At 37.6% G+C, this 11,765-nt stretch carries 9 protein-coding genes and 2 pseudogenes; 5 read left to right on the top strand and 6 right to left on the bottom strand.

All coding sequences use genetic code 11. The features are described from left to right. Positions 1 to 43 precede the first annotated feature (43 nt). Positions 44 to 475: pseudogene (locus tag G468_RS21125) on the top strand (DNA methyltransferase); the annotation flags it as partial. A gap of 39 nt (positions 476 to 514) precedes the next feature. Here the strand turns inward: G468_RS21125 and G468_RS0114015 are convergent. Both G468_RS0114015 and G468_RS21120 read right to left on the bottom strand, forming a co-directional pair. Continuing rightward, positions 515 to 796 (bottom strand): hypothetical protein, encoded by a 282-nt coding sequence (locus G468_RS0114015; protein ID WP_026823642.1) that lies wholly within the window; start codon positions 794 to 796, stop codon positions 515 to 517. Next, on the bottom strand, positions 765 to 1,253 hold the full coding sequence (locus G468_RS21120; RefSeq protein ID WP_051297123.1) for a lytic transglycosylase domain-containing protein: 489 nt from the start codon (positions 1,251 to 1,253) through the stop codon (positions 765 to 767). The genes G468_RS0114015 and G468_RS21120 overlap by 32 nt, the downstream gene beginning before the upstream one ends. A gap of 489 nt (positions 1,254 to 1,742) precedes the next feature. On the opposite strand from G468_RS21120, the gene G468_RS0114005 reads away from it, so the two are divergent. From G468_RS0114005 to recD2, 3 genes are read left to right on the top strand one after another with little or no spacing between them, the layout of a single operon-like run. Continuing rightward, positions 1,743 to 2,138: a hypothetical protein gene (locus G468_RS0114005; protein ID WP_026823641.1), complete on the top strand. Its 396-nt coding sequence runs from the start codon at positions 1,743 to 1,745 to the stop codon at positions 2,136 to 2,138. Between the two features lie 49 nt (positions 2,139 to 2,187). Continuing rightward, positions 2,188 to 2,685: a TIGR00645 family protein gene (locus tag G468_RS0114000; protein WP_026823640.1), complete on the top strand. Its 498-nt coding sequence runs from the start codon at positions 2,188 to 2,190 to the stop codon at positions 2,683 to 2,685. 31 nt (positions 2,686 to 2,716) lie between these two features. Then, positions 2,717 to 4,909, top strand: a complete 2,193-nt coding sequence (recD2, locus tag G468_RS0113995; protein ID WP_026823639.1) for an SF1B family DNA helicase RecD2 — start codon at positions 2,717 to 2,719, stop codon at positions 4,907 to 4,909. A gap of 83 nt (positions 4,910 to 4,992) precedes the next feature. On the opposite strand, the pseudogene G468_RS21115 reads toward recD2, so the two are convergent. The 4 genes and pseudogenes from G468_RS21115 to G468_RS0113975 form a co-directional block, all read right to left on the bottom strand. Then, positions 4,993 to 6,248 (bottom strand): annotated as a pseudogene (locus tag G468_RS21115) (PTS ascorbate transporter subunit IIC). Positions 6,249 to 6,256: 8 nt separating this feature from the next. Further along, complete coding sequence (locus G468_RS0113985) at positions 6,257 to 6,544, bottom strand: PTS sugar transporter subunit IIB (protein ID WP_026823638.1); 288 nt, start codon at positions 6,542 to 6,544, stop codon at positions 6,257 to 6,259. A gap of 28 nt (positions 6,545 to 6,572) precedes the next feature. Next, on the bottom strand, positions 6,573 to 7,016 hold the full coding sequence (locus G468_RS0113980; protein ID WP_026823637.1) for a PTS sugar transporter subunit IIA: 444 nt from the start codon (positions 7,014 to 7,016) through the stop codon (positions 6,573 to 6,575). A 158-nt stretch (positions 7,017 to 7,174) separates the two neighbouring features. Continuing rightward, positions 7,175 to 11,470, bottom strand: a complete 4,296-nt coding sequence (locus G468_RS0113975; RefSeq protein WP_026823636.1) for an AAA family ATPase — start codon at positions 11,468 to 11,470, stop codon at positions 7,175 to 7,177. An 81-nt stretch (positions 11,471 to 11,551) separates the two neighbouring features. Between G468_RS0113975 and G468_RS24485 the strand changes: the two genes are divergently transcribed. After that, positions 11,552 to 11,765: transposase zinc-binding domain-containing protein (locus G468_RS24485; protein ID WP_211229671.1), on the top strand; the 214-nt coding region annotated here is incomplete at its 3' end.

Raw genomic sequence — 11,765 nt, 5'->3', positions numbered from 1 at the left:
GCTTAATTATAAGCTATAAATCTCTACAGTTTTATTAGACCACTACAGCTGGAATCGGGTTGAAAAATTTGTTGATGCGTGGAAAAAATCCGGCTTCCGTATTGTTGGTCATCTCGTTTTCAAGAAACGTTATACGTCAAAAACTGGTTTTTTAGGGCACAGCCACGAAAATGCTTATCTGCTGGCGAAAGGCCGTCCTGTGATGCCCGTCAAGCCAATGAGAGACGTACAGTCATGGCAATATACAGGCAATCTTTATCATCCAACTCAAAAGCCTGTCAGTAGTTTACAGCCACTCATAGAATCTTTTACGCAACCTCACGCAATTGTACTCGATCCGTTTGCGGGTTCTGGCTCTACCTGTATTGCTGCTGCGCTTTCCGGACGGCGTTATATTGGTATTGAGCTTCTTGCTGAATATCATGCCATTGGTCAACAACGTATTGCTGCTTTGCGTACTCGTCGTGTTGCTTAAAGAGAAAATAAAGGGCGGTCTATCCGCCCAGTTATTTTATTATTTATCTTTTTTAAAATCCGCAAGGCTGATAACGGGTGCTTTCCTTCTTTTCTTTTTGCGTGGTTTTATAACCGGAATATTATTATCATAAATAAACATAACAGGATCATCATTTTTATTCTTAATTTCAATCTTCTCAAAATGAATATTTTCCCCATGAAAATAAAGATTAACGCCTGAAAGAAATTCAATGTCATAAAATTGCAATTCTTCAATCGCCTCACAAATTGCCTTCTTAAGACTTTGTTTATTCCAACGACCCGTAAATTTTATCCTCATTCATTTTTACCGATTTTATTTTCTGATAATGTCGATAAATTTTTCTGGCATAGTGGAAACGATTTTTAATTGAGGTATTGGTATTTCGCATTCCCGCGTTATACATACCAACGGCTAACCAATTTTTACCGTAAGTAGCAAAGTTACGACTTAAAATCATTACCCCAATATGAATATTTAAACAAGGATGATTGATTAAGTCATTTTCAGATAATGTAGGATATTCTTTTTTAATGGCGTTGAAGGTTTTGCTATTAATTTGCATCACCCCTAAATCAAACGAGCCATCTTTATTTTTGTTTTTTGCCTGGGGATTAAAGTTTGATTTTTGTCTGGCAATCGCTCTTAAATAATCGGGGTCAATTTGATAATAACTTCCTGCTTTATCAAAGCAATCGGCAAGCGATAATTTTGAGATAACAAGACAAAATAGCCACAGTAAATTTTTAATTTTCATCACGTCGCTCTTTATTCAAAAACAGAACAATTCGGCATATTGTCGCCCCTATAAAGCAAAAAGATTTTTTAAAGATATTCCAATTATCATTTTCAACTTTATCTCCCTCAATCCGCTTTTTCTACCACTAACTTACATACCACACGCAAAATATATATTTTGTTTTAATTATATGAAATATATTATTTTTTTATTGAATTATATATTTTTATTTATTAAATATAGAATCTATATAGATTCCAATAAGAATCTTTATAGCATCCTTATGTTTTATATAAATATTATATTAAAAGACTCTAATAAGAGTCCCTTGAGATTCTTAAATGATTCTTTTGTTTTTTTAATTAATATACTGATTTTACCGCATAATTAATTTATTTAAAAAGATAGATTCTATATAGACTCTTATTAGAATCTTAAAAGATTCTTTATTAAATTGTATTTTAATGTAAAATAATATTCATTATATAATCATTAAGGTTCTTTTTCATGGAAAAAGTTAAAAACAAATATCGCTTATCTTTACCCATACCTGATTCTATTCTGAAGCAAATAGACGAATTCGTTGAAGATAAACGCACCGATGGTGAACCTAATTCTACTTCAAATCGCACTGTTATTGCGATGGAGATGTTAAAAATTGGTTGCCTTGTTATGCAAAAAAGAAAGGCGAATAAAGACAATGAAGAACCACAAATTACGCTAGATGATAAACTTGCTTTAATTGCTCAATCCGTTTTAAAGATAGAATTTATGGAAAATCTTTTGTTTTATGCAACGAAGAAAAATCAAGAAAAAACTTCATTATATATGTCAGATGAAAATCATAAAAAGTATCTGGAAGAGATAGAATATAAGCTGAGTTATTTTTTTAAACGGAAATAATATCTTTGATAATTTGGATAAAAATTTAAAATAAGGGAGGGGTAAAAGAATGGAAAAATCTATTGAAAAAATCATCTATGCATCAAGATGGTTATTATTTCCTGTCTATATTGGGTTGTCATTTGGATTTATTTTACTCACTTTAAAATTTTTTCAGCAGATAAGTGATGTCATCCCAGAACTTTTTACTATTTCCGAATCTGGATTAATATTAAAAGTTTTATCACTGATTGATATTGCGTTAGTTGGTGGGCTTTTAGTTATGGTTATGTTTTCAGGTTATGAAAACTTTATTTTAAAAATGACCATCGATGATAAACATCAAAAATTAAGTTGGATGGGAAAAATGGATGTTAATTCCATTAAAAATAAAGTGGCCTCATCGATTGTCGCCATTTCTTCAGTTCATCTTTTACGACTTTTTATGGAAGCAGAAAAAGTGGCGGATAATAAAATAATGTGGTGTGTTATTATCCATTTAGCTTTTGTTGTCTCTGCATTTGGTATGGCTTATATTGATAGAATGAGTAAAAATTCTAAAGGCTAATTTTTAATTACAATTCCCCTTGAGATAGTTCATGCAAAATAGTCAATTTCAATCACCGCAATCCCTTGAAGGTGTTGTTGAACGCGTCACTTTTCATAGTGAAGCTTCTGGTTTTTTTGTCATTAGAGCTAAGGTTTCCGGACATAAAGATTTAATTACTGTAACGGGTAATACTGCTTCTATTACTGCAGGGGAATATATTGAATGTATGGGTATCTGGCTTAACGACGTTAATTATGGTCTACAATTTAAAACCAATCATATAAAAACTATTATTCCTACCACTCTGGAAGGCATGGAAAAATATTTAGGTTCAGGGATGGTCAAAGGGATAGGCCCCGTTTTTGCCAAACAACTTATCAAGTCCTTTGGTGCCGATGTTTTTGATATTATTGAACACCACCCTGATAAATTACTTGAAGTTGAAGGCATTGGAAAAAAACGCCAGCAAAAGATTAGTTCTGCCTGGGCAGAACAAAAAGTAATCAGGGAAATTATGGTTTTCTTACAATCTCATGGGGTCGGAACTTCAAGAGCCGTTCGTATATATAAAACCTACGGTGAATCGGCAATTTCTAAAGTACGCGAGAATCCTTATCAACTCTCGATTGATATCTATGGTATTGGGTTTAAAACAGCAGATCAAATCGCACAAAACCTAGGCGTTGATACACAATCTCTGATCCGTGCTCAAGCCGGTATCCGGCATGTTTTACAGGAATTGTCTAATCAGGGACATTGTGCAGAAGAACAAGAAGCATTAATTAATAAAACCCATCGCCTACTGAATATTCATGAAGACATTATACGCCAGGCCATTGAGATTGAATTAACAGAACGCCGGCTGGTTTTACAATCAGTTGAAAATGAAATCTGGGTATTTCTGTCGTCATTGGCTTTTGCTGAACAAGGCGTTGCGGGTCATTTAAAGCGCTTGATTTCTGGAAAACTTCCTTGGGATAATATCGCCCTTGAAAAAACCATTCCTTGGGTTGAGAAAAAAAATAAGATAATGCTATCCGACTCGCAAAAGACCGCTATCGAAAAAACCTTAAACAGCAAGGTGAGTGTCATAACAGGCGGGCCTGGCGTTGGTAAGACTACAGTGATTAACAGTATCCTAGATATTATAAAAACTAAAGGAATAAAACCGACGCTTTGTGCGCCAACTGGACGGGCTGCTAAACGATTGAGTGAATCAACCAGAGAAAATGCCACTACGATTCATCGTCTTCTGGATTTTGATCCCTCACAATTTGATTTTAAACACAATGCTGATAACCCTATTGATACTGAATTACTGGTTGTTGACGAATCCTCAATGATTGACATTGTATTGATGAATAAATTGTTACGGGCATTACCTGACCATTCAGCGTTGCTGTTGGTGGGGGATATCGATCAGCTACCATCGGTAGGACCAGGGAATGTCTTATCTGATGTTATTCACAGTCAGCAAATCCCTGTTAGTCGATTAACCGAAATATTCCGGCAATCAGCTTGTTCTAAGATTATCACCAGTGCTCATGCTATTAATATGGGACGTTTCCCTGAAATTGTAAAAAAAGGTGAGGAAAGTGATTTTTTCTTTATTCATTCTGAAGATATTGAAGATATCAAAAATAAACTTCTAAATATTATCTTACATCGATTACCGATGCGGTTTGGATTTGATCCTGTCAGGGATATCCAAGTATTAACTGCAATGAATAGGGGCGGAATTGGTACGCATAGTATTAATGACATGTTACAATCTCAGCTTAATAATAATGACATTTCCTCGAAGGTGACACGTTATGGCCGGACGCTTTCTTTGGGTGATAAAGTTATTCAATTAGTGAATAATTATGATAAAGATGTTTTTAATGGTGATATCGGAATTATTACGTTAATTGATACGGTTGAATCGGAAATGATCATCGATTTTGATGGCAGAACAATCCGGTATGATTTTAATGAGCTTGATGAGATATCCTTAGCTTATGCAACAACCATTCATAAGAGCCAGGGCTCTGAATATCCTTGTGTTGTGATTCCGATAGCCATGCAGAACTATCTTATGCTTGAACGGAATTTGATTTATACCGGGGTCACCAGAGGTAAAAAAATGGTGGTTATCATTGGACAAAAGAAAGCACTTAGTCTCGCTATCAACAAACAGAACTCGATTAAACGAAAAACATGGTTATTAGCACGGTTAAAAATCGCGTTCAATGAATCATAGTACTGTTTTCAAAGAAGATTCTTTAATAAAATCGTATTACCCCTCATTTAGAAAAAATGCCGCCGATATAGAGGGATGCTGGATTATCTGACAATTATTCCTAATAATATTCCAACAGCACTAAAATCAGCATCACTAAATGTTGTGTTGGCAATACCAACATTTCCAAGTATAGGTAATAAGAATACAGGCAGGAAGGTAATTAATAAACCTTGAGCAAAAGCGCCTAAAATAGCCCCTCGACGTCCACCAGTTGCATTCCCGAATACTCCCGCTGCTGCGCCAACAAAAAAATGAGGAACGACCCCTGGAATAATCACAGTCATATTAAGTGTATACAAGATGAACATACCAATAACACCTGCTGTGAAACTACTTAAGAATCCAATAAGAACAGCGTTTGGCGCATAAGGGAAAACAACCGGACAGTCTAATGCAGGTTTTGCATTTGGTACTAGTTTATCTGAGATCCCTTTAAATGCTGGCACAATTTCAGCTATCAGCATACGAACACCTTGTAGAATAATATAAACCCCGGCAGCGAACGTAATAGATTGCATTAGTGATAACATAAATCCACTTTTCCCTTCGCTTATTTCTCTGACCTGTTCATCTCCGGCAAATAAACAGGTAATAAGAAAAATAATGGCCATAGTAAAAGATATGGCAACGGGTGTATCGCGTAAAAATAGTAGACTTTTAGGTACATTCATTTCTTCTGTAGAATGGGCTTTATTCCCAAATTTACTACCAATAAAACCCGCTAATACATAAGAAATAGTTGAAAAGTGACCAATAGCAACATCATCGGATCCTGTGATTTTTTTCACATATGAATAAGCGATGGCAGGGAAGAACACCATACAAAAACCGACTACTAAGGAACCAATCATCACCAACATAGACCCTTCAAAACCAGCCGTCGCCAGAATAACCGCAACCATCATTGACATGAATAAGGTATGGTGACCCGTTAAGAAAATAAATTTCCAAGGCGTAAAACGAGCAATGAAAATATTAATAACCATAGAGAAAAACATGATCATCGCCATTTCTTTACCAAAAGATTTTTGTGCGATAGAAACAATGGCTTCATTATTCGGTACAACGCCATGAATATTAAATGCAAGTTGGAATATTGCTGAAAAATAACCTAATGAATTAACAACTAACCCTGCCCCAGCACCCAGAATAACAAACCCCATAATGGTTTTTACGGTACCTTTAATACATTCAGTGACGGTTTTTTTTGTATGATTAATCCAATTAATGCGATAGAACCGACCAGAATAGCTGGTTCAGATAACACATCTTGCATCAGGAAACGAAAAAATGTCATATTGCCCCCTACAGCACCCCTAGTTCAATCAATGCAGCTGATATACGTTCTTTCATTGCAGTTTTATCTATCATATTGTTTAACGAGACAATTTTTCCATTCACATCTTGTGCAACCAATTGTTCTGCAATATCAGCCGTACCGACAAAAATATCGCTTTGAGTTCCTTTTGCTGATCCTAAATCAACATGATCAACATTAGCTTCGATGCCAAGGTCTTTCAGGATCGTTTTAATGCTCATTTCCATCATCAGACTAGTACCTAAGCCATTTCCACAAACTACGGTGATTTTCATCATACTATCCTTATTTTTAGTCTATTAGTTAGTATTTGCTGATGACAGATAAAATATCCTCTATATTATCTGCATTCATTAACTTCTCTACGTCATGTTGATTATCAAAAAGCTCTGAAAGTTGAGCGATAGCGTCAATATGACTATTGCTGTCTGTTGCTGCAAGAACAAAAAGTAATTTGATGGGATCATTTTCATTTACATCGAAATTAACCCCATTTTTGATTACAGTTAGTCCTAAAGAAAGTTTATTTACGCCATCTTCCGGTCTGGCATGAGGCATAGCGATGCCAGGTCCTACAACATAATATGGCCCAATAGATTTGTGAGATTGAATAATTGCTTCCACGTATTGGGGTTCAATTGAACCATTATCAATTAATGGCTGACAGGATTTGATTACTGCATCACCCCAATCTTTTGTATTTTGGAGCACTTGAACAACATCAGAGGTTAATAATGTTTTTAGCATCTCTTTTCTCCCGAAGATGCAGACTTCATTTGTTTAGAAATTAGGTTTTAGTAACCTCAATATTATGCGAGCAAAGGACTGTATTATTAGTTAACTATCGATCATTTATACAATATCTGTCAAATCAGCTTTTAGCTACTACACATTAACGCAATGAGTTAATCACCGTACTCTTTTTCTTTAATTTTTTGTTTTTCTTCATGATGCAAAATATTGACTTCATCGTTATCTAATCGTTTAGATTCTTTATCGGAGTCTACCTCATCTATCGATAGATTGTCTTCGGTTGGCAAGGAAAATTCATCGGCATTCATCAATCTTTCAGCATCAACATTCTCAGGTAATTTGCTCTCTTCATCTTTAAGTAATGTATCATTGATGTCAAGGTTTAACGCTTTGTCCATATCAATGGAAAGACTTTCTTCTACTGTAGTTGCCAATTCGTTAAATTTCTCTTTTTCCTGCGTAATTTCTACTACGATGGTAGTATCAGTTTCTTTTTGTTGTAGTACGCCTGGTAACTGATTAGTCTGATAGGTTTTGGGTTCGACACTTTCATCGCCCTTCTGGAGGATAATGTACTTACCCTCTTTAGCACCCTGATAGCGGGCTCTTTCAAAATCAATATTGCCCGTATAAATCCCCACCGGCAAATGGTAGTTGCCGCGGTGAATACCATTTTCATTAACAACCGGCAATAATATTTCAGGGGGTTTATTGAGTGTGCTTAATCTTCCTGCCTCTGCGATTATGGTGTCTACTTTTTTCGCTAATGCGGTTTGGGTGATAACTTTACTCTGTTCCCACAAGGTTTTTTCACTCACTGCGCGTTGGTCATCCTGACGTTTGATAAAATCATGAGCTGAAAAGCGCTCACCGCTATGGGTTTCAATGTGCTTTATCCATTTTTCGGCATCGTCCAGATAAACCTGAACATGGGCTTTACTACGTGAGAATTCGACATAGGTATTATCCAGCGCGGCCAGTTTCGCTTTGTTGTCACTCGCCCCATCATACACAATCACATAAGGCACGGATGCACCTTGTGAAGCATAAGCGGTAACGGCATAGGTATAATCAAGATGCCGGTCGCTCATCTCTTGATTGGGTTGATAGGTTAATGTCTTGCCATTAAAATCAAGTAACAAGGTATCGCCTTCAATTTTTTTCACTATCCCTATCTCATTATTTGCCGCCATGCGTTCTTTATCGGTAACGGTTAGCCTGATTTTTTCACCTGGACTGACGGTTATCGTATTCGCTTGATACAGTGTAACGGTATCCGGATTAAGGGTCATAACTGACAGATAATGCTCCTGCTGATTGTCGGACTGATAAAGTGAAAGGGTGCCATCTGATGACGTTTCGTTAATGTGATAATAGGTTTGATTGATTTTAGCAATGTTTCCGGTGTTTATTTGCCAAAAATCCACGGTTTTGAGGTCAGCGGCAGCGTGATTAATGCGTTGCAAGGTGGGGATAGTCAGGCTTTGCTTGTCATCCGGATAAAGTGTTTGGTGAATCGCTTCATTAATCGCGGCTCGGTCACGGTTTAATGGCGTGACAATCAGGGTATTATCCTGTGCGTCTTTTGTTCTACTAGTGAAATCTTTTACAATTGTGGTTATTTTTTTCTCCTGCGTTTTCCCTTTAAGGTCAACCACTGAATGGGTGGGGGTATCGCTACTTTTTATCCGCGTAATGGTATCTGGCGGTACGCTGTTAATGACGGCTAGCGATTGTTTGATGTTGCCCGCTATTACCGCTTCGATTGCCGGTTTTAATTCCGGATTTTGTCGAACAATTTCCCGCATCACTACGGTGTCTGCGGCACTGCGCTCTAGCGTTACTTTAAATGGTACGCCACTTTCAAAAGACTTAAGTTGTTGCCGGTCGCCTGACAGTACAATACGCCCTGATTTTTCAGTAATGGTTTTTAGTAAATTAGCATAAGTTTTATTGCCTATCATTGAGCTTTCATCAATGATAAACAGGGTATTTTTAAAGTTGGTTTCGGTATTATTTTCATTCAGAAAACTGGCAATGGTTTGTGATGGAATACCGGCTTCTTTAAGTTCTACCACTGCTTTGTGGGTGGGTGCGAGTCCCATTAGCGTGATGTCGGGTCGATTCTGTTTGAGGGATTTTGCCACGGTTTTAAACTGGGTGGTTTTCCCCACTCCCGCATAACCCTGAATGGCGATAATCTGGTCAGAGGAACGCAAGACTTTCTCTGCGGCTTTTTGTTGTCCTTGTGTGAGTCCAGTGGTATCAATAGGCAAATTTTGTTTAATCAGGGGTAACTGGGTATTTTTACCTTTTAAAATCTGTTTAAGTATGAGTGATTCTCTCTCAAAGGTTGATTTTTCAATAAAATTCCCCATCAGTGTGTTAAAACTGCCATCAATAGCGATAAAATCGCCTTGTTTTAACTGTTTTTCAAACTGAGCGGCAATCTGTTCAATGGGTGTATGAGGTAATAACTGAACCGCTTTTGTGATGGCTGCTGCACCATTAAAAAAGACCTTTGAACCGGTTACTTTATCGATAGCAATCTCGATGGCTTTTTGTATATCAGATTGCGGATTTTGTTTTGCGGTCTGGGTATTTATTACCTTATAAAAGTCGATTTTTTCTGCACTGATGGTTTCCATTTTTACATCGTTAAAGGCCATTTTTTTATCAATGGTGGCTTTATCGTGTCCGGTGATGGCAATAACTGTTTTCCCACTGCGCTTAATCTGATTAATCTTGCTATCGTTGAGTTCTCGGTCATTGGTGATAGCAATCACCGTTTTGGTTTTTGATAAGCTCTTTCCTAACGATTCGCAATAATGGTACGCTAATGGGACTTCGGTTTTCGGTGAAAAGGAAAAGGTCTTGCCGTTATTATCTTCAAGGATGACTTTATCCCGAAACAAAAAATTTCCTTTTCTTATCTGGCTAACGGTAAAAGCTTTGCCAGCAGGAATATTGTCACCAAATCGCCCCTCTGATTTTACTTTATCGCCCATCCGCAGTTCTAGGGTTTCGGTCTTATACAGCTGATAGTGATTTGATATTTTATTGATAGGGAGTTGCGTATAACAGCCATCACTATTTAATAAAACAAGGGTGTTGGTCTTTTTGTCGATGTCCTTAATTAAAAAGGTTTTCTTCTGCTCGCCGTTTATTTTTTCTAATTGATTGCCGACCTGATAGGTATTGCGGTTGTTACTGTTTGAGGCATCGAGAAACACCGATTTTCGCGTTGAGATGGTGACAGATTCCGATGGCAACAATCCTTTTTCTATTAATGTGTTACGAACTTTATGCGTTATTTCGGCATTCAGTTTATTACTCGCTGTCTGAATGATAGCCTCCTTGTTGGTGGCGTGTAACCGAGAATAATAGTTTGCCGCGAGCGGTGCTCTGTCTCTTTTGTCCACTTTTTCGACAAAATAAAGCTGTTTGCTGGTATTAACCTGATGACAGTTAATTGTTGGGATAGTGAGGTTACTGGCAATCTCTTTCGTCAATCCTGTCTGTGACCCCACGCCACTATCAAAAATAATCGCGGTGGCTCCGTGGTGGTTTACGGTTTGCAGCAGGGCTTTCATCTTATCCAGCCCTATCTTTTCATTCTGTTCGATGTCTTTTAAGGTCATTACATTCATGTCATTTTTAAGCTCGGCAACCAAATTTTTTTTGGTTGTCACATTTGGCACGACAATAATATGGCGCTGTCGATTTTCCTTCGCCAGCGTCTGAATCTGGGAAAGCGTGCTAAGATGGTGATTTGCGTCGCCTTTTACATTGACAAAATTTACCGCTGCATTATTTTTTACCAGACTGGTTATCAATGGGTTGGTTTGTGTTGAGTTTAATCCACTTTCTTTGGCGTTTAAGCCAGTTATTAGCTGTGCTACGGCGTTTTCTGCTTTTAACTGATGGGCGGTTGTAAAGGCAGTACCTTCTCTATTAACGGGAATTAAATCGCCCTTATCCAAAAACTTTCCGATTTCTGCTCTTAAGCGGTTTATCATGCCCGATTCATAAGGTATCTGATTAATCACCTGCGTTAAGAGTTTGTCATAGGTGAATCTATGGTGATGAATTTCCAGTGACTGAATAGCATTTTTAACGGCTTGTTGCAGCGTGATGTGTTGCTGACGGTCGATTTTTTCATGTATCACCGGTTTAATGATGGCATTTTTATCAAATCCGGTGGCTTGTAACTTTTGTTTCCATTCCTGACGGACGGTTTCAATATTGGAGAAATCTTTTTTCTGGCGGGTGTCTAAAGTGGCTACCATTTTTTGTTTTGCGGTTGCCTTTTCCCCAACCGCTGCAATGATTTCCTTGCGACGACTGGAGAAAATATCGGTGGGTACGCCTTTTATTTCCGATTGGCCGTTTTGACCGGCTGCAACAAACTGATAGCCCTGTCCGGTTAATTCCTCTTTCAAGAACATAAGCACGCCTTTGGCGTGAGCATCGCGGCAAAGGCGCTCTATTTCTAGGCAATTCCCTTCTCGTCTTTTATACTCTGCTCTATGTACATCCCCAGACCTGCAAAACTGCTATTTCAATACGATGACGGATGGAACCTTTTCATCGAAAATAATCACGTGGATGAATGGCAACTACTCTCTGTCGAAAAGATGCTCGCCTGCAGCACCTGCGCTATGGGCGTTCGCCGTTATTGCTGTTCTTCACCTGAATGCTCTCATTCACGCTTCTTTTGTCAAACCTGTAAATCCAAAGCCT

It is taken from the genome of Arsenophonus nasoniae DSM 15247, assembly GCF_000429565.1.
Lineage (GTDB): Bacteria > Pseudomonadota > Gammaproteobacteria > Enterobacterales > Enterobacteriaceae > Arsenophonus > Arsenophonus nasoniae.
Note: the sequence above shows the minus strand (reverse complement) of the source record. Positions and strands in the feature narration are given on the sequence as shown.

Excerpts from the sequence above, each read along its gene's own strand:
- G468_RS0114015 (WP_026823642.1), bottom strand. The coding sequence starts at position 796 with ATGAGGATAAAATTTACGGGTCGTTGGAATAAACAAAGTCTTAAGAAG.
- G468_RS21120 (WP_051297123.1), bottom strand. The coding sequence starts at position 1,253 with ATGAAAATTAAAAATTTACTGTGGCTATTTTGTCTTGTTATCTCAAAA.
- G468_RS0114005 (WP_026823641.1), top strand. The coding sequence starts at position 1,743 with ATGGAAAAAGTTAAAAACAAATATCGCTTATCTTTACCCATACCTGAT.
- G468_RS0114000 (WP_026823640.1), top strand. The coding sequence starts at position 2,188 with ATGGAAAAATCTATTGAAAAAATCATCTATGCATCAAGATGGTTATTA.
- recD2 (WP_026823639.1), top strand. The coding sequence starts at position 2,717 with ATGCAAAATAGTCAATTTCAATCACCGCAATCCCTTGAAGGTGTTGTT.
- G468_RS0113985 (WP_026823638.1), bottom strand. The coding sequence starts at position 6,544 with ATGAAAATCACCGTAGTTTGTGGAAATGGCTTAGGTACTAGTCTGATG.
- G468_RS0113980 (WP_026823637.1), bottom strand. The coding sequence starts at position 7,016 with ATGCTAAAAACATTATTAACCTCTGATGTTGTTCAAGTGCTCCAAAAT.
- G468_RS0113975 (WP_026823636.1), bottom strand. The coding sequence starts at position 11,470 with ATGTTCTTGAAAGAGGAATTAACCGGACAGGGCTATCAGTTTGTTGCA.